The 25,751-nt window shown below is 37.5% G+C and carries 26 protein-coding genes and 2 tRNA genes; 3 read left to right on the forward strand and 25 right to left on the reverse strand.

The annotated features are described in order from the left end of the window. Positions 1-36 precede the first annotated feature (36 nt). From B5D30_RS00085 to B5D30_RS00130, 11 genes are all read right to left on the reverse strand, one after another. Positions 37-1,134: a PTS fructose transporter subunit EIIC gene (locus B5D30_RS00085; protein WP_078805986.1), complete on the reverse strand. Its 1,098-nt coding sequence runs from the start codon at positions 1,132-1,134 to the stop codon at positions 37-39. Positions 1,135-1,150: 16 nt separating this feature from the next. Beyond that, positions 1,151-1,459, reverse strand: coding sequence for a PTS fructose-like transporter subunit IIB (locus B5D30_RS00090; protein WP_078805987.1), 309 nt, complete (start codon positions 1,457-1,459; stop codon positions 1,151-1,153). A gap of 33 nt (positions 1,460-1,492) precedes the next feature. Beyond that, entirely contained in the window at positions 1,493-1,957 is a 465-nt protein-coding gene (locus B5D30_RS00095; protein ID WP_078805988.1) for a PTS sugar transporter subunit IIA, read from the reverse strand. A 46-nt stretch (positions 1,958-2,003) separates the two neighbouring features. Beyond that, a complete protein-coding gene (locus B5D30_RS00100; RefSeq protein WP_078805989.1) occupies positions 2,004-3,932 on the reverse strand; it encodes a BglG family transcription antiterminator in 1,929 nt (642 codons plus the stop codon). A gap of 158 nt (positions 3,933-4,090) precedes the next feature. Beyond that, positions 4,091-4,951, reverse strand: a complete 861-nt coding sequence (gene ispE / locus B5D30_RS00105) for a 4-(cytidine 5'-diphospho)-2-C-methyl-D-erythritol kinase (protein WP_078805990.1) — start codon at positions 4,949-4,951, stop codon at positions 4,091-4,093. Between the two features lie 65 nt (positions 4,952-5,016). After that, positions 5,017-5,169, reverse strand: a complete 153-nt coding sequence (locus tag B5D30_RS13330; protein ID WP_159443141.1) for a hypothetical protein — start codon at positions 5,167-5,169, stop codon at positions 5,017-5,019. A 99-nt stretch (positions 5,170-5,268) separates the two neighbouring features. Then, positions 5,269-5,478: a hypothetical protein gene (locus tag B5D30_RS00110; RefSeq protein WP_144399424.1), complete on the reverse strand. Its 210-nt coding sequence runs from the start codon at positions 5,476-5,478 to the stop codon at positions 5,269-5,271. A 126-nt stretch (positions 5,479-5,604) separates the two neighbouring features. Continuing rightward, the gene (locus B5D30_RS00115) at positions 5,605-6,354 is read right to left on the reverse strand and encodes a class I SAM-dependent methyltransferase (protein WP_078805992.1); all 750 of its coding nucleotides are present in this window, start codon (positions 6,352-6,354) and stop codon (positions 5,605-5,607) included. A 50-nt stretch (positions 6,355-6,404) separates the two neighbouring features. Continuing rightward, positions 6,405-6,478 (reverse strand) — tRNA-Arg (locus B5D30_RS00120). Between the two features lie 202 nt (positions 6,479-6,680). Further along, on the reverse strand, positions 6,681-7,019 hold the full coding sequence (locus B5D30_RS00125) for a hypothetical protein (protein ID WP_144399425.1): 339 nt from the start codon (positions 7,017-7,019) through the stop codon (positions 6,681-6,683). A 54-nt stretch (positions 7,020-7,073) separates the two neighbouring features. Continuing rightward, a complete protein-coding gene (locus B5D30_RS00130) occupies positions 7,074-7,793 on the reverse strand; it encodes an HAD family hydrolase (protein ID WP_078805994.1) in 720 nt (239 codons plus the stop codon). A 375-nt stretch (positions 7,794-8,168) separates the two neighbouring features. On the opposite strand from B5D30_RS00130, the gene B5D30_RS00135 reads away from it, so the two are divergent. Continuing rightward, positions 8,169-9,068 (forward strand): PocR ligand-binding domain-containing protein, encoded by a 900-nt coding sequence (locus B5D30_RS00135; protein ID WP_078805995.1) that lies wholly within the window; start codon positions 8,169-8,171, stop codon positions 9,066-9,068. Between the two features lie 101 nt (positions 9,069-9,169). Here B5D30_RS00135 and eno read toward each other — a convergent pair whose 3' ends face one another. The 13 genes from eno to B5D30_RS00200 form a co-directional block, all read right to left on the reverse strand. Then, positions 9,170-10,501, reverse strand: a complete 1,332-nt coding sequence (eno, locus tag B5D30_RS00140; RefSeq protein WP_078805996.1) for a phosphopyruvate hydratase — start codon at positions 10,499-10,501, stop codon at positions 9,170-9,172. Positions 10,502-10,624: 123 nt separating this feature from the next. Then, a complete protein-coding gene (gene tpiA, locus B5D30_RS00145; RefSeq protein ID WP_078805997.1) occupies positions 10,625-11,380 on the reverse strand; it encodes a triose-phosphate isomerase in 756 nt (251 codons plus the stop codon). 118 nt (positions 11,381-11,498) lie between these two features. Further along, on the reverse strand, positions 11,499-12,695 hold the full coding sequence (locus B5D30_RS00150) for a phosphoglycerate kinase (protein WP_078805998.1): 1,197 nt from the start codon (positions 12,693-12,695) through the stop codon (positions 11,499-11,501). A 106-nt stretch (positions 12,696-12,801) separates the two neighbouring features. Next, complete coding sequence (gap, locus tag B5D30_RS00155) at positions 12,802-13,815, reverse strand: type I glyceraldehyde-3-phosphate dehydrogenase (protein ID WP_078805999.1); 1,014 nt, start codon at positions 13,813-13,815, stop codon at positions 12,802-12,804. 36 nt (positions 13,816-13,851) lie between these two features. After that, entirely contained in the window at positions 13,852-14,895 is a 1,044-nt protein-coding gene (locus B5D30_RS00160; protein WP_078806000.1) for a sugar-binding transcriptional regulator, read from the reverse strand. Between the two features lie 256 nt (positions 14,896-15,151). Beyond that, a tRNA-Arg gene (locus B5D30_RS00165) sits at positions 15,152-15,223 on the reverse strand. A 326-nt stretch (positions 15,224-15,549) separates the two neighbouring features. Further along, positions 15,550-15,975: a DUF1810 domain-containing protein gene (locus B5D30_RS00170; RefSeq protein WP_078806001.1), complete on the reverse strand. Its 426-nt coding sequence runs from the start codon at positions 15,973-15,975 to the stop codon at positions 15,550-15,552. Between the two features lie 3 nt (positions 15,976-15,978). After that, positions 15,979-16,461: a 2-C-methyl-D-erythritol 2,4-cyclodiphosphate synthase gene (gene ispF, locus B5D30_RS00175; protein ID WP_078806002.1), complete on the reverse strand. Its 483-nt coding sequence runs from the start codon at positions 16,459-16,461 to the stop codon at positions 15,979-15,981. After that, complete coding sequence (locus tag B5D30_RS00180) at positions 16,461-17,159, reverse strand: TIGR00266 family protein (protein WP_078806123.1); 699 nt, start codon at positions 17,157-17,159, stop codon at positions 16,461-16,463. Before B5D30_RS00180 ends, ispF begins: the two co-directional genes overlap by 1 nt. A gap of 4 nt (positions 17,160-17,163) precedes the next feature. Beyond that, entirely contained in the window at positions 17,164-17,868 is a 705-nt protein-coding gene (gene ispD, locus B5D30_RS00185; protein WP_078806003.1) for a 2-C-methyl-D-erythritol 4-phosphate cytidylyltransferase, read from the reverse strand. Position 17,869: 1 nt separating this feature from the next. Further along, positions 17,870-18,997 (reverse strand): PIN/TRAM domain-containing protein, encoded by a 1,128-nt coding sequence (locus B5D30_RS00190; protein ID WP_078806004.1) that lies wholly within the window; start codon positions 18,995-18,997, stop codon positions 17,870-17,872. Between the two features lie 127 nt (positions 18,998-19,124). Then, the gene (gene radA, locus B5D30_RS00195; protein WP_078806005.1) at positions 19,125-20,495 is read right to left on the reverse strand and encodes a DNA repair protein RadA; all 1,371 of its coding nucleotides are present in this window, start codon (positions 20,493-20,495) and stop codon (positions 19,125-19,127) included. A 19-nt stretch (positions 20,496-20,514) separates the two neighbouring features. Next, a complete protein-coding gene (locus B5D30_RS00200) occupies positions 20,515-21,036 on the reverse strand; it encodes a dCTP deaminase/dUTPase family protein (protein WP_078806006.1) in 522 nt (173 codons plus the stop codon). 153 nt (positions 21,037-21,189) lie between these two features. Between B5D30_RS00200 and B5D30_RS00205 the strand changes: the two genes are divergently transcribed. Further along, a complete protein-coding gene (locus B5D30_RS00205) occupies positions 21,190-23,838 on the forward strand; it encodes a YfhO family protein (RefSeq protein WP_078806007.1) in 2,649 nt (882 codons plus the stop codon). A 180-nt stretch (positions 23,839-24,018) separates the two neighbouring features. Beyond that, the gene (locus B5D30_RS00210) at positions 24,019-24,276 is read left to right on the forward strand and encodes a glycyl radical enzyme family protein (protein WP_078806008.1); all 258 of its coding nucleotides are present in this window, start codon (positions 24,019-24,021) and stop codon (positions 24,274-24,276) included. A gap of 60 nt (positions 24,277-24,336) precedes the next feature. Here B5D30_RS00210 and B5D30_RS14415 read toward each other — a convergent pair whose 3' ends face one another. Beyond that, positions 24,337-25,533, reverse strand: a complete 1,197-nt coding sequence (locus B5D30_RS14415; RefSeq protein ID WP_078806009.1) for a LysM peptidoglycan-binding domain-containing protein — start codon at positions 25,531-25,533, stop codon at positions 24,337-24,339. Positions 25,534-25,751: the final 218 nt, after the last annotated feature.

The following is a 25,751-nucleotide window of genomic DNA, read 5'->3' on the forward strand; positions in this document are numbered from 1 at the left end:
CGTAAGTTTTTTAGAGGTATCCTTATACAAAAGTTTTTACAAAATTGAAATATCCAAATCGAAATCTTCTTCTTCGACCAATGTTTGCTCAGTTTCTTCGACTTTTGATTTTAGTAGTACAACCATTCCTGTTGTTACCGCTACACCTCCAAGAGTGGCGATTACATACATGAATGGATTGACCGCAACAGGTAACACAATCCAACCACCCCAAGGTGCAGGATTCCCTGCTCCAAGAAGCATAGCAAGAGATGCTCCCACAGCTCCGCCAGCAATATTGGCAGGAATAACGTGTAACGGGTCTGATGCTGCAAATGGAATGGCACCTTCTGTAATTCCTACCATCCCCATGACAAGTGCTGCTTTCCCTGAGTTTTTCTCCTCAACGGTAAATTTTTTCGGAGCCACAATGGTTGCAACCCCCATTGCAAGTGGTGGCACGCAAATTGCTACACCAATTCCAGCCATAATGGTCAACGCTGTCGCACTTGGCATGCCAGTTGCTTTGTCAATCGTTCCCACCATTGCTGTTCCAAAACTGAATGCTACTTTGTTAATCGGACCACCCATATCAACAGCAATCATTGCACCAAGCACTAAACCTAACAACACCAAATTTCCTGTTCCCATGCCTTCAAGCAATGAAGTTAAACTTTTCATCATGAATGCAATTGGTTTTCCTAACACCCAATACATCAACCCGCCTACAATCAATGTACCAGAAAGCGGAATAACGAAAATTGGCATGAGCGAGCGGAGATTAGAAGAAAGTTTGATTTTTTTCAAAAACGTTACAACAATTCCTGCTAAAATCCCTGAGAAAATTCCTCCGATAAATCCTGCACCAAGATTGCTTGCAACAATCCCGCCGATTACACCCGGTGCAAGTCCTGGTCTGTCTGCCATAGAAAATGCAATATAACCAGATAAAATCGGCACCATAATGCCTAGTCCTGCAATTCCAATGTTCGCAATATCTGCTAAAATTCCTTCACTCGGAACAGCTGCATTTCCCGTCAAAAGTACACTGACTGCCAGCAAAATGCCTCCTGCTACAACAAATGGAATCATATAAGAAACACCTGTCATTAAATGTTTTCTTGTGTCTTTCAACAAATCTATTGTTTCTCTCATTTCCTTTCCTCCTCGTCTAACCTAATTTTTCGATTAATTTTTTGACAATCAGCTCACCTTTGTTAATGCAATCCCCCGCACTTACACGAACGACTGGTTTGCCTTTGAACCGCTCTTCATTTTTTATCCCTATATTATTGGTCAAAATGACTGCTCCTGCTGCTTGAATCGTCTCGCTTGTCAATTCATTTTCAATTCCGATAGAGCCTTGAGTTTCTACTTGAATTTCAACACCATGTTTTTTTGCTGCTACTTCTAAACTTTCTGCTGCCAAATAGGTGTGTGCCACACCTGAGGGACAAGCTGTTACTGCTACTAATTTCATGTTCTTACGCTCCTTATGTTTTTTTAGTATGTTTTATTTCATCGTAATCGTTTCCATGCTTTCGTTTAATAATTGGACAATTTCTTCTTTGTCTGTTGAAAATTGTAATTTTTTACGAAACTCTTCATGGATAAGTTTTCTTGAAAGACCTGCCAACATTCGCAAATGCTGGTCGCCTTGATTTTTTTCTGGTACTGCAAGTAAAATAATCATCTCCACAGGTTGATTGTCCAGACTTTGCCAATCCATTGGCGAGGACAAACGACCAAATGCAATACTTACTTCTTTGACGTGTTCACTTTTTCCGTGAGGAATGGCAATACCAAATCCAATACCTGTCGAAGTCAAGTTTTCACGTTCTAACACGCTTTCTATATACCCACAGCGACAATACAGACGTCCTTCATCTGCCATTTTTTTTGCCAACTGTTTCACAACCTCCTCCTTTGTATTCGCTGTAATAGCAAAATCAACTAAATTCTCCTCTATTATTTTCATATAAAATTGTCCTTTCTTCTCATTTACTTCGTAAATGCTTGAAACTTCATTGTTTTAAAGTTTTTCTTTTTTTCATTTCCGTTAAAAACGTTTTTACTCTTTCTTTTGTTGAAATGACTTTGTAGATTTCTGATAGTATTTCTTTAATTTTCCCTCTATCTTTTTCAGCAATGCCAATTAGAATGACTGCTTGCACTTTGTATTCGCTCCATTGAATTTCCTTATCCAAAATGAGCAGACTAATTTGTGAAATATGCACATTTTTTGGCGTTGCGTGTGGGAGGGCGACACCTGTTGCAAGTGAAGTATTACCAAAACTTTCTCTTTCAAAAACATCTTGACGAAAAGCACTATTTACCTTTTGACTTTTTTCTAATTGGTCAATCAAAAAGTTTAGACATTCGTTTTTTTCCTTTAGATTATTTTTCACATAGATAGCATTCGTATCGAAAATTTCTTCTAGCTTTTTAAAATCAATGTCATTTGTTCGTTCATTTTCATGATTACTGAAAAAATTCTCCGAATAAAGCGTAGAAATATTCCGCAAATCCTCTTGTGTAATCAAAGGCGACACTTGGACGATTGGTTTGTCGATTGCTTCTAATTTTACAGAGGAAATAATAAAGTCTATTTGTGATAAATCATTCATTTCCAGCTGTCGAACCGTTGTCGTCTCTACAATATCCTTTTGTGGCAACATTTTCCTTATTTTATTGATCACAAGCTCTGATGTGCCAATTCCTGTCGGGCAAACAATCAATATTTTTTTACCAAAATCTTTCTTCTCCATAGAAACTTGAAAATACACCGTCAAAAATGAAATTTCGTCATCATTCAACGTCAATTGCAAACGAGATTCTATATCGTCTAACGCATAACGCACTGCATCAAATGTCAGCATGTATTGTTCCTTGATTTCTTCTAGCAAAGGATTTTTCAAACGAATCCCTGTATTGAGTCGGTACAACATAGGCATAAAATGCAATAATAAATGTTTTTTAAGCGTTTTATCCTTGAGAAAATCAATTTGCAAAATCTCACTCATATTCTCCATGAGTTGTTCCACAATGTTTTCAATTCGCCTATCTCGCTCATCTATTGTCGCTTTTGTACGAACACCTTGAGAAACAATCAATTTCACAAGTCCCTCGACATCTTCTTTGCTAAAAGAAAAACCAAGAACATCACTTCCGTCCTCCAGAAGTTTATTTGCCAAATAATAAATTTCAATTGACTTGATTTGTTCAAAAAGAAAATCTTTCTCAATCTCTAATGAATAACCTTTTTCCAAACGATGAAGGAAAATCAGTAAATGTATTGCAAGAGATTTTACATATTGAGAAGGAAGAGTAAGTTCACCAGCCGAAGAGATTTCAAACACCTTTTGAAAAACAAACTTGCTCATTTTTTCACCAAAAAATGTATAAAAAATTGTTTCTCCTTGCTCCTCGAAATCGTCATTCTTTAACTGAGCCAAACATAACAGAAATAAACTTCGGCGAATATTTTCCTCGCTATCTTTCACATATGTGCCATGTTTAGTGCTTAACAAATGAATTTGGAAGTTCCGCTGAATCTTCTCCAAATCTTTTTTAATGGAAGTAGAGCTGATAAAATATTTGTCCATTAATCGCTGATAAGTAATGACCTCCTCATCTAAAAGTAACATTTGAGAAATTTCCATTTGTCTTGTCTCTGGCAATAGCTCAAGCATTTCAGACTCTTGATAATCTAAATTGCTCAATCCCCTAATTCTATTGACCTCGCCAAGCAATTTTACTCCTTTCCGTCTTTTTCTCTCTAATGCTACAAAAAAATCTTGCGAATTTAACCATTTGCCCAACTGCTTTAAATCGTCATACATCGTCCGTTTAGAACAATGCGTTTTTCTTGCCAGCTCCTCCAAGGACATAAAATCCTTTTTCCATGCAAGCATATTTAGAAGCTGTTGTTGTCGTTCATTTAATTGCTGCATAACCTTCCCTCCGTAAAACTAATATAGCATAGTATAAAACTGTTTTATAACACATTCAATTGCAAATTAAAGTTTGCAAAAAAAGATATATTTTTTTAAAGTACTTCTTAAAACAAAAAAATAGCCCTCAAGATATATTCTTAAAGACTACTTTTCCGTTATTTCTTTGCTTTCAAGGGTCTTGTAATATAAACTTCGTCATTAAAACCTTTTAAAGCATTGTAAATTCGTTTTGCACGATTTTCTTTTTTTACTAAGCAAAAAACAGTTGGCCCACTTCCGCTCATTAGACTTACGTCTGCACCGAACTTTTTCATGGCTTTTTTAATCTGTTCAATTTCTGGATAGCGATCAATCGTTACCGACTCAAGCGTATTGCCCATATGCTCAATCATTTTCGGATAATTTTTCTCTTCTACTGCTTGTTTGATCAGAAAAATGTTTGGATGAAAAGCACTCGAGGTGTCAAGTGCTTTAAACACACTTCCTGTTGAGACACTCATTTTCGGTTTCACCATGATAATATAACAGCTAGGCATATCTTCAATTTTTTCCACAAATTCGCCACGACCTGTCACAAAAGCAGTGTTGCCATAAATGCAATAAGGCACGTCACTACCAATTTCAGCACCAATTTCAGCTAATTGAGCCTGAGATAATTCTAAATTCCAAAGTTTGTTCAACGCACGCAACGTCGCTGCACAATCACTTGAACCACCCGCTAAACCTGCTGATACGGGAATATTTTTTTGTATGTGAATTTCCACACCAGTTTTCACGTCAAAGCGTTTCATCAAGAGTATGGCTGCTTGATAGGCATGATTGCGTTTATCTGTTGGTAAAAAATTGCTATCAGTTGTAAGGACAACTTTCTTTTCAGAAATCCCCCTCACACTCACATAGTCGCTCAAGTCCACGCTTGCCATAATCATTTCCAAATCATGGTAACCGTCCTCACGTTTCCTAATTGCATCAAGCCCAAGATTGATTTTCGCTGGTGCTTTTTCGATGATTTCCATGCTACATTCCTCTTCTCTATATTTTCACTTCCATATATTTTAAGGGCAACTCTGAAAACTCGCACTTATCCTAAATTGCTAGTTTTCCGATTTTTTTCGTCCCTCTTCGCTTTTCTTTGTCTAGCTACAAGGAGCAGGAGTTGGGTCGCTGTTCGCAATGCCACTTGAAACTTCGTTTCAAGTGAATGAACGACGTGGCTCACTGCCACAGACTTCAAAACGCCCCTCTCCGCTTTTCTTATTGTCTAGCTACGAGGGGCTGAAGTTTGGCAACTGTTCGCAGTGTCGCTCGAAATTAAAGTTTCGATGCTAGTTTTTCAAGAATCTTTGATTCTTAGAAAGACTGTATGCGAAACGAAGTGTACCAGTAAATAAACGACACGGCTCACTGTTGCAAACTCCTTAACGCACTTCTCCGCTTTTCTTTGTCTAGCTACGAAGTGCAGGAGTTTGGCAACTGTTCGCAGTGCCGCTCGAAACTTCGTTTCGAGTATATAAACGGCACGGTTCACTGCCACAGACTTCAAAACGCCCCTCTTCGCTTTTCTATCCCCCACATAGCTTTCGTCAATTTCCTCGAAAACAAGAAAAACAGCTCGCAAGCTGTTTTATAAGTTTTTATAAAATAACCCCTCTTACGTGACAACTATTATTTATATTGCTCTTACTTGACCATAGTAATGAAAAGTTTTCATTGGATAGCGAAGTTGACCATTTTTTTGATGTGTTTCAAAAATCTTCGTTAGGTCACGAATGAATTGGAAGCCCTCTAAACTATCCGCTTTTGGTGCATAACTACTTGACAAATTGCGATGAATAAATCCTTGTTTATCGTAAAAAACAGGGTTTTGGTATTGTTTTCTCAAAAATGAACCACCAAAAAATCGTTGAATTTCTTGAATATCTGTTCTCTCCCAGAGTTGCTTTGCCTTGGGGTGAAATTTTTCAATTGCCAAAAGCGTTTCTTTGTGAACTTCTGCGTTTTCTTCACGCACATTCCAAATCAACGATACCCAGCCATTTCTTCTAAGAAGTCGTTGAGCCTCTTGCCTAAATGCAGTAATATCAAACCAATGAAACGCTTGCGAAGCAACAATCAAGTCAACCGAAAAATCAGGAAGGTTGATTTTCTCCGCACTAGAAGAAAGAATATCAAGTTCTTTATATTCTGCTAAATTCTCTAGTAATTTCTTGTGCATTTCAAGATTTGGCTCACTAGCGATCACTTTTTGCCCAACGCCATATTCTAGCAATTGCTTTGTCAAAATTCCACTTCCAGCTCCAATATCTAAAACTGTATGAGGATGCAAATTGGACAAATCACGAAAAAGTGCTACTGGATACATTGGACGTCCAGCATCATAAAACGCTGATTTTCCAGTAAATTTTTCCTCTGACCTCATTCTCCTCACTCCCTTCTTCGAGCTTTGTGAGCAACCATGCTTTTTCTCTACGTCCCCGACAAGACTCGAACTTGCTACCTATCGCTTAGGAGGCGATCGCTCTATCCTGATGAGCTACGAGGACTTCTACTTATGCGTATTCACATACTTTGATAGTATCAGAAAAATGAGGAATGTTCAAGGAATAGCAATAAAAAAATGGAATCCCCCCTCTCTCCTTCTTTCAATTTTCAATACCATACAAAAAATATCGCATAACAAACACCGAATAAAATTTCAGTTTTCATGCGGTAATTTCATTCAAACCATTCGTTTATTTGTGTGTTCTATCTCTCTTTATATTCCCTATAAATTTTTGTCAAAAAACGTTCAAAAGCTACCATGATAAGTACAAGAATAAATACAATCTCTAGGCTTTCCTTGCCATAAAATAGAAAAAATAATAGCAACAAAACTAGTCGTCTTTTGTTTTGAATGTATTCTTTTGTTTCTAAAAATCCAAGAAAAAAAGCAATCGGTGTTAAAATAATATGACATAAAAACTTCCTTAGAAAATCATTCATTTTCTCTCCCCTTTTTTGTCTAGCTACGAGGGGCTGAAGTTGGGCAACTGTTCGCAACGTCGATCGAAACTTCGTTTCGAGTAAATGAACGACGTCGCTCACTGTTGCAAACTCCTGAACGCCACTCTTCGCTTTTCTTTTTTTAGAGGTCCCTTATCAAATAAATTTATTCACCCTGCCTGTTTTTTCTCCTAATAAAATCTCCTGCAATGCTTTTTCCACGCAGCTCACTACCTTTATCGCATTTTCTCTTGCAAGATTCGTGCCATGATAAAAACTATAAGAAATATCTGCTCCTGCTAAAATCGGAAGGTCGTTATCATTATCCCCCATTGAAATCGTAAAATAACTAGGTATATCTAAAATACTCGTCATCAACGTCTGATAAGTTCGCCATTTATCTGCTTTCTTATTGTTCACGTCAACATAAATAGAATTTTGCGTTGCCAAAACACCTAAACTCTTTTCATTGATTAACTGCATAAATACTTTAGCGATTTCTTCATTTCTCATCGTGTAATTCAAACTCACAATTTTGTTTTTCACCATCGAAATTTTTTGCTCCTTGATAGGTCCACTCCCAATTCTTTTAAGGCTATTTACCAAAAGATGTTTCTTTGGAATATCGACAAAAAATAACACTTCTTCATGCCTATCCATTACCACCGCTCCGTTTGAGCAAATGACATAATCATGGAAATCAATTTGATATTCCTCTTTCGTTTTCAAAAAAGATTCTCTACTTTTCTCTGTTGAAATAACAATTAAGTCCACAATTCGCTTTTTTTTAATTTCCGTGAGAAACTCTCTTGTTTTCTTGGAAATTTCATGATGACGTGTAATTGTTTCATCAAAATCTGTAAGTAATACTTTCATTTTCGCCACTCTCTTTCTGTTATCTTCACCTAAACCAGTGTCTATTTATTGCGTGAAAAGGATTGTTGTTATTTTTTCCATTTTTCATTCTTACTTCAAAAAGCGGTGCTTTCTCTTTTTCTTCCACACATAACACAACAAAAAACACTCATTTTTATTTTTTTTCACAAATTTAATTTTATTCTTCTATACCTATAAAATCATTGTATTATCTTATAAATTTCATGGTAAATTCTTTTACTATCAACGATAAAAACTTCACTGCGACCAAAACAAAATTTTTAAAGGTGCCTTAATTCACTATTTTTGCTCTTTATACTATAATGAAAAAGGGATTGTTCTTATTTTATTTTTTCGCTAGAAAGGTTTATAAAAATGGATTCGATTTACACAAAAAATGACTGGGAAAAAATCCAAGAGACGTTATCTAAAGTGACAGGTTTTTCTATTATTATTTTAAATTTATCAGGAAGATATTTGTCTAGCACTTGTGCTTGCCAAAAATTCTGCTTAGAAATTCGCAAAAATTTTGAGTTAAAAAAAGTTTGCGAGCGAAGTGACCAACAATGTTTGGCACATTGCAGAACAAGTAATCAATTTTATATTCATCAATGTCCATTTAATCTACTCAATATCGTGTTTCCAATCCACGTGCAAGAGAAACATATCGCTTCTTTATTTGTCGGACAAATTAGGCTTTCAAAACAAGATTGGGAGCTACTCAAAAAAGAATTTCCGTTTTCAACAAGTTATTCTCCCAAGTATGAGGAAATTGCCAAGCAATCTAGTCTTTATCAAGACATTTCTTCACACACTTTAGAGGAAATTCAAAGTTTCATTCGCCTTTTCCAAGAGTTAACCCGTTCCATCATTCCGAAAATTATTGAAGAAAAAAGCGAAATTACGCTTCAAAAGGAAATTGAGAAGAAAATGCTCGAGTTAGAATTTGCAACAACGACAACGCAAGAAAGATTTGAGTTTTTATTAGATTATTTACACCGAGAAAGAAAAAAGAATTGCACCTTAGAAGAATTAAGCGACATTTCTGGATTAAGTAAAAGCTATATTAGTATGTTATTTCCAAAAAGAACAGGTTATCGGTTTAGCGAATATTGCCAACGACTCAAAGTAGAAGAGGCGTCTAAGCAATTAAAAAACACCACTCTGCCCATTCAAGACATTGCAATGGAAGTCGGTTTCTATGACGTGAGTTACTTCAGCAAAATTTTCAAAAAGTACAACGGATTAACACCGAAACAGTATCGAAATCAATGAAATGAAACAATAGAAAAAGAAAACCGCAAAAACTTCAGTTGAGAAAATGAAGTTTCTGCGATTTTTTTATTTTACTAGGTTTATCCTACGTTTTTTATCTATTACGCATTAAAACGAGAATCGTCTTTAACGTTGTAGAAAGATTTCAAGCCTTTGTATTCTGCAACATCACCAAGTTGGTCTTCAATACGAAGTAATTGGTTGTATTTCGCAATACGGTCTGTACGTGAAAGTGAACCAGTTTTGATTTGACCAGCGTTTGTCGCAACTGAGATGTCAGCAATTGTTGAATCCTCAGTTTCACCAGAACGGTGAGAAACTACTGCAGTGTAGCCAGCTTCTTTCGCCATTTCGATTGCTTCAAATGTTTCAGTTAAAGTACCAATTTGGTTTACTTTGATAAGGATAGAGTTTGCAGCTCCCTCAGCGATACCACGAGCCAAGTAGTCAGTGTTTGTTACGAAGAAGTCATCACCTACTAATTGCACTTTGTCGCCAAGAACTTTTGTAAATTCTTTCCAACCTTCCCAGTCGTTTTCGTCTAATCCATCTTCGATAGAGATGATTGGGTATTTAGAAACTAATTCTTCATAGTAAGCAATCATTTCTTTTTCAGATTTCAATTCCCATTCTTCTTCTGGTTTGTTTGCAAGTTTACCAAATTCGTAAACACCTTTTTCTTTGTTGTAGAACTCACTTGATGCAGCGTCCATTGCAAGAACAATGTCTTTCCCAGGAACATAACCAGCTTTTTCAATTGCTTCGATGATTACATCAAAACCTTCGTCGTTTGATTTCAAGTTTGGTGCAAATCCACCTTCGTCACCAACAGCTGTTGAGTAACCTTTTGCTTTCAAGATTGAAGCAAGAGCGTGGAATACTTCTGCACCATAACGAAGTGCTTCTTTAAATGTTGGTGCACCAACTGGCATAATCATGAACTCTTGGAAGTCAATAGAGTTATCAGCGTGAGAACCACCATTGATAATGTTCATCATTGGAGTTGGCAATACTTTTGTATTGAATCCACCAAGATATTGGTAAAGAGGTACTTCAAGGTAGTCAGCAGCAGCACGAGCCGCAGCGATAGATACACCAAGAATAGCGTTTGCTCCTAATTTACCTTTTGTTGGAGTGCCGTCCAAAGCAATCATTGTACGGTCGATTAATTGTTGGTCGCGTACATCGAAACCGATAAGAGCTTCAGCGATAACATTGTTTACGTTATCTACTGCTTTTTGAACACCTTTCCCAAGGTAACGAGACTTGTCTCCGTCACGCAATTCAACTGCTTCGTGTTCACCAGTTGATGCACCACTTGGCACCATACCACGACCGAATGCTCCAGATTCAGTATAAACCTCTACTTCGATTGTTGGGTTTCCACGAGAGTCAAGGACTTCGCGAGCGTAAACATCAGTAATTAATGACATTGTTGTATCTCCTTTGAGTTTGTTTTTATTTAAAGAGAAATTCTCTTTATGACAGTTTTAATTGTATCGCTTTTTCGATTTGTTTTCAATGAAAAGAATAAATCATTTTCAGTTGATTTTCATTTATTTTACAAAATCCAATAATGCTAAGAATGATTCAGCATCTAAAGAAGCTCCGCCTACTAAAGCTCCGTCTACATTTTCTTTGCTCATGTATTCTGCCACGTTTTCTGGTTTCACAGAACCACCGTATTGCACACGTACTTTTTCAGAAACTTCTTTTCCATAAAGTTTTTCAACAGTTGTACGCACCACGCCACAAGTGTCATCAGCAATTTCAGCCGTTGCAGATTTCCCTGTTCCAATCGCCCAGATTGGCTCATAAGCAATCACCAAGTTAGAAACTTGTTCTGCTGTTAAATCTTTCAATGCAGCAGTAATTTGTCCTTCTACCCATTCAGCAGTTTTTCCTGCTTCAAATGTTTCAAGACTTTCACCACAACAAATAATTGGTGTTACACCATTGGCAATGATTGCTTTTGCTTTTTTGTTAATGTCTTCATCTGTTTCATGGAAATATTCACGACGTTCGCTGTGACCGATGATGATATATTCAATACCTAAATCAGCAATAGCAGCAGGTGAAGTTTCACCTGTAAACGCTCCAGCATTTTCAAAATAGCTGTTTTGTGCAGAAAGTTGCAAATCAGTTCCTTGACGAAGTTCGTTCATTGATGCCAAGAAAAGTGCAGGACTTCCAATAACAGTATCTACTAATTCTTTTGAGGGAATGTTATTTTTTACTGCCTCAACAAATGCTTGTGCTTCTGCCAAAGTTTTGTTCATTTTCCAGTTTCCTGCGATAATTGGTTTTCTCATGATGATACTCCTTAGTATTTTTTCTAAAATATATAGTCTTTTATTTTCATAAAGCTGTTCAGTTGGAGAAAATTTGCATCTAAGACAAACTTTCTCCAACTTTTAGCAACTACTACTTTTATTTTTCTGTCAATGCCGTAAGACCTGGAAGTTCTTTTCCTTCTAACAATTCCATTGATGCTCCGCCACCTGTTGAGATCCATGAGAATTTTTCTGCACGACCAAGGTTGATTGCTGCAGCTGCAGAATCTCCGCCACCGATAATTGATTTCACACCCGGTTGAGCCACGATTGCATCCATTACACCAATTGTTCCTGCTTGGAAATCAGGGTTTTCAAATACTCCCATAGGACCGTTCCATACAACTGTTTTTGCACCTTCTAAATCTTTTACAAATTTCGCAATAGATTTAGGACCAATGTCAAGACCAAGGTATCCTGCATCTACTGCTTCACCTTCTGTATCTTTAACGTCTGTATAGTCTGCAAATGCGTTTGCTTCTTTTGAGTCAACTGGCAAGATTAATTTATCTCCAGCTTTTTCCATCAATGCTTTTGCTAAATCAAGTTTATCTTCTTCCACTAAAGAGTTTCCGATTTCAATTCCTTGTGCTTTGTAGAATGTATACGTCATTCCACCACCGATGATTACTTTGTCTGCTTTTGCAAGCAAGTTTTCGATTACACCGATTTTATCTGATACTTTAGAACCACCAAGAATTGCAACAAATGGACGAACTGGTTTTTCAACTGCCTCTTGAATATAAGCAATTTCGTTTTCTAATAAGAAACCAGCTGCCGCTTGAGAAACATTTGAAGAAATCCCAACGTTTGACGCGTGAGTACGGTGAGCTGTACCAAATGCGTCATTGACAAAAATATCGTCTCCAAGACCAGCCCAATATTTTCCAAGTTCAGCATCATTTTTTGATTCTTTTTTACCATCAACATCTTCAAAACGAGTGTTTTCTACTAAAAGAATGTCCCCGTCATTCAAAGCACTAATGGCATTTTCAAGGTCAGCTCCACGAGTTGCTCCTGGGAATACCACTTCTTTTCCAAGTTTTTCACCAAGAGCTTTTGCAACAGGTGCAAGAGATTTACCAGCTTTGTCTGCTTCTTCTTTTACACGTCCTAAGTGAGAGAAAAGAATCGCACGTCCACCTTGTTCCAAAATATATTGGATAGTTGGAAGAGCAGCTGTGATACGGTTGTCGTTTGTAATTACTCCGTCTTTCAATGGAACGTTAAAGTCTACACGTACCAATACTTTTTTCCCTTTTAAATCAAGGTCTTTTACTGTTAATTTCGCCATGAGTAGATACCCCTTTTTTTATATTTTTTGTAATTGCTTTTCGTAAAAAAACAGGGAAGCGACGCGCTTCCCCGCTGACAAGTTCTGTCAAACAAACTCAATCGAATTATTTTTCGATAAGGCTTGCGAAGTGTGCAACTGTACGAACCAATTGAGCAGTGTAGCTCATTTCGTTATCGTACCAAGAAACAGTTTTCACCAATTGAGCATTGTCATCACCAGTGATGATTTCTGTTTGAGTCGCATCAAACAATGAACCAAATCCGATACCAACAATATCGCTAGAAACGATTTCGTCTTCGTTGTATCCGTAAGATTCGTTTGCAGCAGCTTTCATTGCAGCATTTACTTCGTCAACTGTTACTTTTTTGTCTAAAATAGTAACAAGTTCTGTCAATGAACCAGTTGGAACTGGCACACGTTGAGCATGACCAGAAAGCTTACCGTTCAACTCAGGAATTACCAAACCAATTGCTTTTGCAGCACCAGTTGAGTTAGGTGTAATGTTTTCTGCAGCAGCACGTGCACGACGAAGGTCGCCACCACGGTGTGGTCCATCAAGAGTCATTTGGTCACCAGTATAACCATGAACTGTTGTCATAGTACCAGCTTTAATTCCGAAGTTTTTGTTCAACGCATCAGCCATTGGAGCCAAGCAGTTTGTTGTACAAGAACCAGCAGAAATAACAGTTTCAGTTCCGTCAAGGATTTCGTGGTTTGTGTTGAAAACAATTGTTTTCACATCGCTTCCACCAGGAGCTGTGATTACAACTTTTTTCGCTCCACCTTTAATGTGAAGTTCAGCTTTTTCTTTTGTAGCGAAGAAACCAGTAGCTTCAAGAACTACGTCAACACCGTATTTGTCCCATCCGATGTTTTCTGGATTTGGCTCTTTAGAAACAGCAATTTTTTTACCGTTTACTACAAATCCATCTTCTTCGATTTCAACTGTTCCGTCGAAACGTCCTTGAGTTGTATCGTATTTCAAAAGATGAGCCAACATTTTTGAGTCTGTTAAGTCGTTGATTGCAACAACTTCTACTCCGTCAACGTTTTGGATACGGCGTAATGCCAAACGACCAATACGTCCGAAACCGTTAATACCTACTTTTACTGTCATTTGAAGATTTCCTCCTTACGAAAATCAAAAATATATTTATTTTAAAGGGGCGAACCCTTTTAAAATCTCATTTGCACAAGCCTCATCTGTGATAAGGATTGTTTGTTTTGGGGCATTTTTCATATAAGCGTTAATTACTTTCGCTTTTGATTTGCCACCTGCTATTGCAAAAATCAAAGGGATTTTTTCTAGCTGTTCTAATTGTAGCCCTATTCGGTGCATTTTGTAAACTAATAGCCCTTGTTCATCGAAAAAATAACCAAAACTTTCTGCCACTGCTTTTTTCTCTTTTAAAAGTCGTAGCGTTTCTTCGCTCATTTTCCGCCTGCGTGCCATATACATTGCTTTACCAATCGAATGAATCACACAACCAGATTGTCGTATCAATGTCAGCACTTCTTGAATAGCTGGCTCTTGAATGAGCAACTCGTACGTGTCGCTTTTGACTTGTTCTGGCACATATAAAGCTCTATGCGTACCATGCGTTTTGGTTGCCATAACCGCTGACACCGTATTCGCCTGCACATCTACCGCCTCACCAATACCGCCACGTGCTGGTACAAAAATATTATGACGTTTATCCGTTTCTAGCCTCGTCAAATTTTTTGCCACTTTAGCAATCGTACTACCGCCCATGACTGCAATGATGTTTTCACCTGTTGGCAAACGGTCATTCAGCAATTCTGAGAGATTGGCACCAAATTCTTCCAATATTTTTTCCTGCACGTCACAGTCACCTGCAACGACAACTGCCTGTTGAATACCAAAATGCTCTGCAAGACGATTTTCTATTTCACGCATCCCGAACAAACTATCTAATAGTTTTTCAAGTTCTGCATAGACTTCATTCCCTTTTTCTGTCAAACGCATTCCACTATTGTTCATAGTAATCAAGCCAGTTTCCTTTAGGAAATCTGTTTCACCACGCAAGACACGCTCTGTCAGCCCCACCTTTTCACAAAGGTTACGTCTACCAATCGGTGCAAGCCAGTAAATGTTTCGTAAAATACGAAATCGCTGATTCATCTTATCCAAAAGGTCTGGTGCAATATATTCAAGTAATTTCCACTCATTCTGCATTCCTTCACCTCGTGGACATAAAACGTCCAACTATGACATTTCACGACCCGAACAGACTAAAAATTTTTGTAAGTTCCATTTCTTTCGCTTACATTCATAATTCTACCACTTTTTTCCTACCTTGTCAATGAAAACGTATGAAAAAAATGATAATTTTTTAATAAGAATTCTTTTAATAAATTCAAGAATTTAATTATTTATTCACTAGAAAAAAGCAGATAACCGCTGGTGTGAGTGCGTTTATCTGTTTTTGTTATCCACCCTAACGGAATCGAACCGCTATTTTGAGAACCGGAATCTCACGTGATATCCATTACACTAAGGGTGGCAACTCCAATAGTTTACTAAATTTCTGAAGAAATTTCAATGTAAAAGTTAAACAAGTGTGTGTCTAAATTTTGGTTAAAAGTGTTTTTCTCAATAATATCGGGATTTAAGAGGGCTAAAAAAAGAAAAATCAAAGAAAAGTTCACGATTTTGCCAAACTTTCCCTTGATTTTTATAATTGACTGTTATAAAATAATCCAAGTTGAGTTAAGCACTGCTATTGCTTTGCTCAATAGAAACTATTTTAACAAACTTCCCCTGTAAAATCAAGATTTTTTAAATAAAAATAACATCATTCCGTTATTTTCCAAAAAACACACACCTTAATTATTCCCTCTTCAACTCCCCCAAAGTCACCCAATCCCTCTCACCACGATAAAATTTCTCCAATACTTCGCCAAATACTCGCTCTTCTGGAGCGATTACTTCAAAAAGTGTCATGCACGACTTTACTTTTTTATTGTCTGGATAACCCAAAATATGCTTAGGGTTGCGGTATTCTAACGATAAAAGTGCCGTTGAAATTTCGACTAAACGTTTCTTTAGGAGTGGGTTGTCCCAATAAGCAAGCCCTTCCGCTTTGTTTTCAATGCCGTAAAATTTTGCTACCTCGCTTGCTCCTAATATTTTTAGTTGCGGAAAAATATACCATATCCAATGCGACATTTTACGTCCTGATTGAATTTCAAAAAGAGCTTTTTCATATTCACCGTCATCTTGTGCGATTAAAAAACGTTCAATATTTTCAACCATTCCCTACTCCTTTACAAGCAGACAAACAGCCTCAGCAGCAATTCCTTCTTTTCGCCCAATGAAACCAAGTTTTTCGGTTGTTGTTGCCTTCACATTCACTTGTTCTCGCTCTATTTCACAAATTTTTGCGATATTTTCTTTCATTTCTTCAAGATAAGGTTTCATTTTCGGTGCCTCAGCAAGTATGGTAGCATCAATATTAGAAACTTTGTATCCAAGAGATTTCACACGAGAAAAACTTTTTTCAAGCATTACTCCACTTGAAATCCCCTCGATACTTTTGTCATCTGGTGGAAAAGCGTGCCCAATGTCCCCAAGAGCGGCAGCACCTAAAATGGCATCTGTAATCGCATGGAGCAACACATCTGCATCACTATGCCCTAAAAGCCCCAATTCATATGGAATTTCCACGCCTCCAATGATACATTTTCTATTTTCTACTAACTGATGAACATCTATCCCATGTCCTATTCTAAATGAACACATCAGCTTCCACTCCTATCCAAATAACTTCCCATAATCTCAGCAAATGTTTGAAGATTCAAGCTCTGAATATAAATTTCACCTGTACCATGAAAGGTATTGACAATTCCTTCTCCTGTACCGATAGATTGGATCCAACCATTTTCCGTGTGAATATTGTAATCAAGAGAAGTAGACCATGCGACAACGTGAGCATTATCAATGGTGAGCGATTGATTTTCAATGCTGATTTTCTTGATTGAGCCAAATGTATTCGCCAAAAGAACACCTTCACCTTGTGTCGTCATGACGAAGAAACCGCCTTGACCACCAAATAAAGATTTTCCGATAGATTGACTTTCCATTGTATAACTTGCAGAGCCGTCCATTGCAAGAAATGCTCCGTCATTTAAGCGATATTGTTGTTCGCCCAACTCAAGAGCTACTACTTGTCCGGGTGTTGACGGTGCAAGAGCAATCACGCCGTCATCTGCACTGGAAATAGCTTTTGTAATAAACGTAGACTCACCACTCACCGCACTTCTCGCCATTGCTTTAAATAATTTCCCTACACCTGTTCCTTTTGCATTCAATTCCGTGTTAAGTGTCACACTTGGTGTATGATAAACCATACTTCCTCGTGAAATATAGACACTTTCTCCTTTTTCAAGTCCAACCTCAACAAGCGGAAATTGCATATTGCTGTCAATCGTGTACTTCATTCTATTATCCATTTTCTTCTCCTTTTGCCCTTTTATTATTTAAAATCGCCTCACCTAAAATCAAGTCTTCTGGTGTGGTCAATTTTATATTTTCATAACTTCCATTCACCATTTCAATCGTTGCCTCTGGAAAATATTCTTCGACAAGCGAAACATCGTCTGTTCCTAAAAAGTCGTCTTCTTCTGCCCAGAGATGTCCTTGGTAAAACATTTGTCCTCTGATCATTTGCGGAGTTTGTGCGCCATAGAGTGCTTCTCTTGGCACCGTTTTTGCAACTTTCTTATTAAAAACTGATTTTATCGTATCTTTGACTGGCACACCTAATAATACTGCGTGATTTTCTTCAAGTGCAAGGCATAAATCATCTATCTGCTCTTTTCTCACAAAAGGTCTTGCTCCGTCATGCACTAAAATTGCGTTCTCATCATTTTTTATCGCTTTTACTCCCGCATAAACGGAATATTGTCGTTCACTTCCCCCCACAACAAAGCTCACTGCTTTTTTACTTTGTGGCACAAGTTTTTTCAACTCGCTCATCTCAGATGTTTTTCCTACCAAAATCAAATGCACGCATTTTTCATCCGCTAAGAAAAGGTCAATCGAATAGCTCAAAATTGCACGATTGCCCAATTCTAAAAACACCTTATTTTCCTCACTCTCCATACGTTTGCCACTTCCTGCGGCTAGGAGAATCGCTTCGTATTTCATCTTATTTCTCCCTGTTTTCAATCGTTCTAGTAGAATGTGTCGGTTTAGCAAAAATCATTTTTCCTGCATTCGTTTGAATAACGCTCGTTACGACAACTTTTAATTCTTTGTTCATAAAGTGCTGCCCGTCTTCCACGACAATCATCGTACCGTCGTCCAAATATGCCACCCCTTGAGAGCGTTCCGTTCCGCTTTTCACAATCGTCACTGTCATCGCCTCACCCGGTATCACGACAGGTTTTACGGCATTGGCAAGCTCGTTGATATTGAGAACAGACACTTTTTGAAATTGTGCCACTTTGTTCAAATTGAAATCATTGGTCACAACAGCAGCACCCCACATACGACCGAGTTTGAGTAATTTTTCGTCTACTTCAGTGATGTCGTCAAAATCGCCTTCGTACATTTCAACTTCAACGTCCTCTAGTTTTTGCAAAGCATTTAAAATGTCTAGTCCACGACGTCCACGCACACGTTTGAGGTTGTCGCTTGAATCTGAGATTTTTTGTAACTCAAACAAAACAAAATTCGGAATGACAATCGTCCCTTCCAAAAATCCAGTTTTGGCAATGTCATAAATTCTTCCGTCAATAATCACGCTTGTGTCAAGCAATTTGACGTTTGCCACACTCTCAAGCAATTCACTTTCGACTAACTCCTCTTTTTGAGGTTCTTCAATGTCCACTTGCGTTTTCTTTTTCCCTACAAAAGTTTTTACCAACTCTTCCTTGCGAGAAATTCCCACACGAAGTCCGAAATACGCTAGTAGTACAATCAAAATAATTGGCAATATCGTACTGATAACTGGAATATTCAAGAAGAATAACGGAAGTGATAGTAACGCTCCTGCAAGCAATCCTATCAAAAATCCAAGCCCTCCAAATAACAACGCCTGAAGTGAAATTTTGGCAATTTTTTTATCTGCTCGATTCAATCCATTTACAATATTCCCTGCAAATGCAAAGGATAAAAATAAAAATATAATTGCTCCTAAACTTCCATTTGTAAATGAGTTGTCAAGCAACTTCCAATGGTCATCGCCTAAGAGTTTCCATACTCCCGGCAATAGTCCTGTCCCAAGGCTTGCACCAATGAGGACAAATATAAGTTGAATCATTCGTTTTTGCATAATACCCCCTCTTTCGTTTAAAAGGACAAGGGTGGGAAGAAAGAAAATTTAGCTACGTTTTTTCTCCCACTCTGTCATAATAAAGCACCCTTTAAAACTCACACTTCTCGGAGTTTTAAAGTTACTCTTAACGGAAAACTTTCTCCACAACCTCTGAAATGGTCGATACTGGAATAATTTCCACATTTTTTACATTTTGTACGCTTTGTGCGTTATTTTTTGGCACGAAAATACGTTTAAACCCTAGTTTTTCCGCCTCATGCACACGTTGTTCAATTCTTGTCACACGTCTGATTTCGCCTGTCAAACCAATTTCTCCGATAAAACAATCTGTTTCTTGCGTTCCTTTTTCCTTATAACTTGAGGCGATTGCAACAGCAACGGCTAAGTCAATGGCTGGCTCTACTAATTTTACGCCCCCCGCACTTTTTAAATAAGCATCTTGATTTTGCAAAAGAAGTCCAACACGCTTTTCCAAAACTGCCATAATCAAACTCGCACGATTGTAGTCAATTCCTGTGGTAGTGCGTTTTGCATTGCCAAAAAGTGTGGGAGAGACAAGTGCTTGAATTTCCACTAAAATTGGTCTTGTTCCTTCTAAAGCTGCAACGACTGCCGAACCTGTGGCATTGGCAAGACGTTCTTCTAGGAATACTTCACTTGGATTGGTTACTTCGACCAACCCTTGTGTGTGCATATCAAAAATGCCGATTTCATTCGTTGAACCAAAACGATTTTTCACCGCACGTAAAATACGGAATGAATTGCTCCGCTCTCCCTCAAAGTACAGCACTGTATCCACCATATGTTCAAGCATTCTCGGTCCTGCAATATTGCCTTCTTTTGTCACATGACCGACAATGAAAATTGCTATATCATTGGATTTCGCAAGCTGCAAAAGTTCTGCTGTAATCGATCGAATTTGACTCACCGTCCCCGGAATCGAGTCAATATCCGGCAAGAGCATTGTCTGAATAGAATCAATCACCACAAACTCAGGCTCCATACGTTCGATTTCCATGCGAATATCGTTCATATTGGTTTCTGCATAAAGGTAAAAATCATTTTCTTCTTCGGAAAGTCGCTCACTTCTTAACTTAATCTGATACGCACTTTCTTCTCCTGACACATACAAAACCGTTCCATGCTCACTTAATTGCTTGGAAACTTGCAAAAGCAAGGTAGACTTCCCAATCCCCGGGTCGCCTCCGATTAGCACCAAACTTCCCGGCACCACGCCACCGCCTAGAACACGGTTAAATTCTTCCATGTCGGTTGCAACTCTTGGCGTTTCACGGTATTCCACTTCTTCAAGTTTCATCGGCTTACTTCTCTCGCCAGACAAACTCACTCTTGCACCACGTTGCTCTTTTTCATCTCTTACCACTTCTTCAACAAGTGTACTCCACGCACCGCAATTCGGACAACGTCCTAAATATTTTTGCGACATGTAACCACATTCTTGACAAAGAAATATACGTTTCGCTTTTTTTGCCAAATAATCTCCCCTCTCCTACTTAATTTCCTGTGCTACCAAAGCCACTTTCACGCTCTGTTTCTACTTCGTCATTGTCTGCTTTTAAAAATGTATGGAAAATTCCTTGTCCAATTCTCTCCCCTTTTTGAATCATGACAGGCGAGAAACCAAAATTAATGAATTGGAACATAATATGCCCCTCATTGTCTGGATTGTTATAATAATCCGCATCAATCACGCCTACACCATTTGCCAACAACAAGAAACGCTTGAGTGGGTTGCTCGAACGATTGGCAAGTTGTAAATATTCGTCTTCTTGCATATACGATTTTATCCCTGTGGCAACAAGTGTTGGCTTGACACTTTTGTCTGATTCATTGGCTGTGGCAAGAGCTTTAATCGTACTCCAACCTGCTTTTATCCCCGTAGACCAAATACTTGGAATTTCCACATCTTCTGCCGCCTCAAAATCATACCCCGCTGCGTGTTTTGTTGCACGAGTAGGCAAGTGAAGATTTTGCTCACTATATTTTTCGATAATTTCAAAACCTCTTTTTCTCATGTTACACCTCTTCTAAGTATAGTTTGTATCTATTTTATCACAAACAAAGAGAAAATTTCGAGCTATTCCCCTTTGAATATTGGAATTTATGATAAAATATAGGAAATACCTATTTTTTAGTACAAATTCCTAGTTTTTGTATTGGAGGAAATTATGATTTCAAAAAAAAATAATATAAAATTTTGGATAAAAGAAAATGGTTTGTTCGCATTTCTTAGCTTTTTTATTCCACTCAGCGTTTTATTTTTCGTCTATTTGTCAATTGGCATTTATTGGGGAAGTACAAGAACTGTGTTGGCAAGTGATGCGTTTGCTCAATTTTCCAATTTCCATGCAAGTTTCAACAATATGTTACATGGCAAACAAGGTTTACTCTACTCATGGAATACCTCGCTCGGACTCAATTATTTGTCGCTTGTCAGTTATTATCTTGGTGGTATTTTTACACCACTTGTCTTTTTCTTTAAAAACGAAAACATACCTGACGCACTTTATTTCATCACCTTACTCAAAGTAGGAGCGAGTGGTTTTTCATTTTGGCTTTTAGCAAAAAATTTAGTCAACAAACTCTCACGTTGGGGGATTTTATTGATGAGCCTCCCTTATCCTTTGATGAGTTTTGCTATGAGTCAAAGTGAGTTGATTATGTGGCTAGATGCTTATGTTTGGCTCCCTTTAGTCGTGTTAGGGATTCATCGCATTTTAAACGGAAAACATACGACTTTGTTATTTTTTAGTTATTTTCTTTTATTTCTCACCAATTTTTATTTTGGCTACATGATTGGAATTTTTACCTTTCTTCTCTATTTGGTCAAACTTTTTGGGAATTTTAAGGAATACAAAAAAACGATTCTCCCTTATCTTCGCTCAACGATTTTAGCGATTCTCTCAAGTACAATCCTTACCTTGCCTGTCTTTTTAGATTTGAAAGAAAATGGCGAGAAATTGAGTAAAATTAGCACATTCAAAACCGAGGCGACACAATTTTGGGATATTGTTGCCAAAAACTTTATCGCCTCTTATGACGGAACAAAATATGGAAGTGTCCCTTTCGTATATATCGGTATTCTGCCACTTTTGCTTGCTATCTTTTATTTTTTAAGTAAAAAAGTAAATTTCAAAGAAAAAATCGGTTTTTTCTTGATTCTTTCTCTTTTTATTGCAAGTTTTTACATTGAATGGCTCAACTTAGCATGGCAAGGATTTCATTCGCCGAATATGTTTTTATTCCGTTTTGCCTTTTTGTTCTCGTTTCTCATCTTGTATTTGGCAGTACAAGCATTTGACAAACTAAGCCAAACGGAATTTCCAAAATGGCTTGGAGTGATATTGGTTACTTGTGCAATTTTTGGTTTGGTCTATGCGACAGCAAAAGAAAGTTATTCCTACCTGAGCGTACAGATTGTCATTGTGACATTTTTATTTTTCGTCCTTTATTTTCTAGCATTTGCTGGATTTGAGTATTTGAAAATGTCAACCAAAAAAATGTTCTTCGTCCTACTTTGCCTTGTCACTATCGAAGGATTTATCAATACAAGCGGTATGATAAACGGAATTTTGGACGATTGGAATTACGCTAGTCGTGGACTATATGCTACGCCACACTTGCCAATTCAGACACTTGTTGACCGTGCTGAAAAGGATCGTAAAGAATTTTCCAGACTTGAAAATCTCGATTCCATTTCACCAAATGATAATCTAAATTTTGGCTACTCTGGCATTAGTTTCTTTAGTTCCATTCGCAATCGACATTCTAGTCATTTCATGGATACGCTTGGTTTTCGTAGCGAGGGAACCAATTTAAATATCCGTTATGACAACAATACCATTTTAATGGACAGCCTGTTTGGAATTGAGTACAACATTGCCAAAAGCAACGTGAGAAAATTTGGTTTTCATTCACTTTCACAAAGCGGAGAGTACAAACTTTTCAAAAACGAATACTCACTTCCGCTCGGATTTTTGACAAACGAAGAGATTTACAAAGTAAAACCAATGCCAACGGACAATCTTTACAACCAAAAAACACTATTCAACACGCTTTCTGGAATGGATCAAAATTATTTTTCATTCGCAACACTGAATGTGGATAAAATGGATAATACGACGGTTAAAAACAACAAAAATGGTACGGTTACTTATAGCGAAAAAATAGGAGATGTCGCTAAGAAAATTTATTTTTCAGCTGAAATACCAGCCGACAAACAAGCATATATCAGCCTATTTGCTACAAATCATAGCGAAATTGGCTCTAGCACTGCTGAACTTAAAATCGAAGAGGCAAGTGCGAAATCTCAAATAGATATTACAGGGCAATATTACAATATCGGTTATGCCGAGAAAACAAAAAAAGTACATTTTTCAATCGAATTTTACGGAAGTCCAAACGTGACCGTAGTTGAACCAAAACTTCTTCTTGTCGACGTACCAGCATTTACAAGTGCTGTTGAGCAAATAAAAGCAGATGCCGCAACAACAAAAATTGGCAACGAGAGTGCTGAAATGACACTTACCGCAACAGAGGAGAAAAATATCCTTTATACAACCATTCCTTATGACAAAGGGTGGCAAGTGACAATTGACGGCAAGAAAGCAAGTATTAGAAAAGCACAAAATGCCTTTCTAAGCGTAAAAGTGCCAAGCGGAAAACATACGGTAAAATTCACCTTCCTACCAAACGGTATGCGTTTTGGAGGAGTGCTGTTTGTAGTTGGCATGATACTCTTTTTCCTAACAGAATACCGGAAAAAGATTAGCGAAATTTTGCTAAGCCATAAGAAAAAAGAGGATTCCTCAAGTTAAACATTCAAAAACTCTATGTTTTTCACTTGAATTAAGGTAAAAAACATAGAGTTTTTTTGTTCTCCTTTCAGTCTATTACGCTTGAGCATATCCAAGTACATTTTTTTGGAATGGTGTTAAAATTTATTTTAGAGGTGCCCATAAATGATTTTATAACACTTAACATTGGAGGTTTTTCTCATGGAAAAAGGAACAGTAAAATGGCTTGATGGCAAAGGGTATGCTGAAGTAATTGATGAAAATGGCGTTGATCGTATGCTCCATATCGGAAATTTACCACTTGAAATTGGGCAAGAAATCGAATTTGAAAGCAAAGGTGCAAAAAACGAGGATTTAACTTTACGTGTGAGCGGATACGCTGTTGAAGTGAAAAAATTAACACCTGAGCAACGCATCGAAGTGAGCAAACGAGTGTTTCATGAAGAAGTTGGTAGCTAATGCTAAAAAAGCGTACAGTTTTTGGGCTGTACGCTTGTTTTTTTTTGATTAACCCTACCTCTAAGCAACTACCAAAGTCTGACCTACATAAATAATACCGTCGCCCAAACCGTTTAATTCTTTTAGTTGTTCGATAGTTAAGCCGTGAGCTTCTGCAATTCCCCAAAGGGTATCGCCTGATTTTACTTTGTAGCTTTGAGAAGTTGATTTTTGTTCTACTTCTTTTGTTTCTGTTGCTTGAGTTTCAACATTTCCTTTTTTGACTACTACATCTTGACCTGCGTAAATGAAGTCATTTTTAATGTTATTCCATGCTCTAAAGTCATCTGCTGAAATGCCATACTTCTCACTAATAGCTGAAACACTATCGCCTGCTACGACAGTATAATGTTCATCTTTTGGTACTTCTGGCTCATCAATTGTAACAGGAGTCCCTGCAACAATTAGCTTTTGACCAATATAGATAACATCTCCTGTCAAGCTATTCCACACTTTTAACTCACTAACAGATACATTATTTTCCTTGGCAATTTTTTGAAGATAGTCACCTGCTTCAACTGTATAATATGTCGCAGTTTTTTCATCAATTTTGAGTGTTTTCACACCACCACCAGAAGTTCCTGTATCAAAGCGTGTAAGATCATATTTTTCAATAATCTCATTTAATTTAGAGGCATACGTTGGATCTGTCGCATAACGACCTTGCAAATATTGCGTTGCATCACGATAACTTGTCGTGTTTTCTTTCCATGCTCCAGAATAATAAGTACCCATTGAAGTACGCAAAAGTCGAGCATTGTCTTCAAAACTTTCTCTGAATGACGGATACGCACGAAAATCTGCATTAATAGAGACCCATTGTCCTCCAACATATTCCATTGTACGCATTGAAACGCTTTGACCTTGGTAACTTCCTTTTATACCGAATAGATTGTTATACGGAGCTTGAGAAAGCGTGCTACCACCCCAGCCACTTTCAAGCAACGCTTGTGCAACCATAACAGATGCATACAAACCATTTGCACTTGCAACATCTTTTGCATAACCACCCAATTGATCAACATAAGTCGAAGTTGAGGATTGTGCATAGCCAGTTTCTTGTGCATTTACTTTTTGTATGTTCATTAAAGCAGAAGGTGCAATTACTGAGCCTAACGCTACTGCAGTCGTTGCAAGTTTTGCTCCTCTTTTTAAATTTTCATTACGATTATTACGCTCAAGACGCTTTCGTCGTTCTTTTCTTGTTTGTCTAGTCATTCAAACCACCTTTTCTTTTTATTACCCGAAGTTCATATCCTATTCTATCATACTAAAAAAATCGAAAATTAAAAAGCAAAAGTATCATTTTTTACACAAATGAAATATTTCTGTCATAAAAATAATGATTTCCCACTTAAAAAACCGTTTTGGAAAGAAAAAATTTGCAAATTCGCTCCTTTTTCTAGCTACGATTAAATAAACGACATGGCTCACTG

It is taken from the genome of Pilibacter termitis (genome assembly GCF_900167335.1).
Taxonomy (GTDB): domain Bacteria; phylum Bacillota; class Bacilli; order Lactobacillales; family Streptococcaceae; genus Pilibacter; species Pilibacter termitis.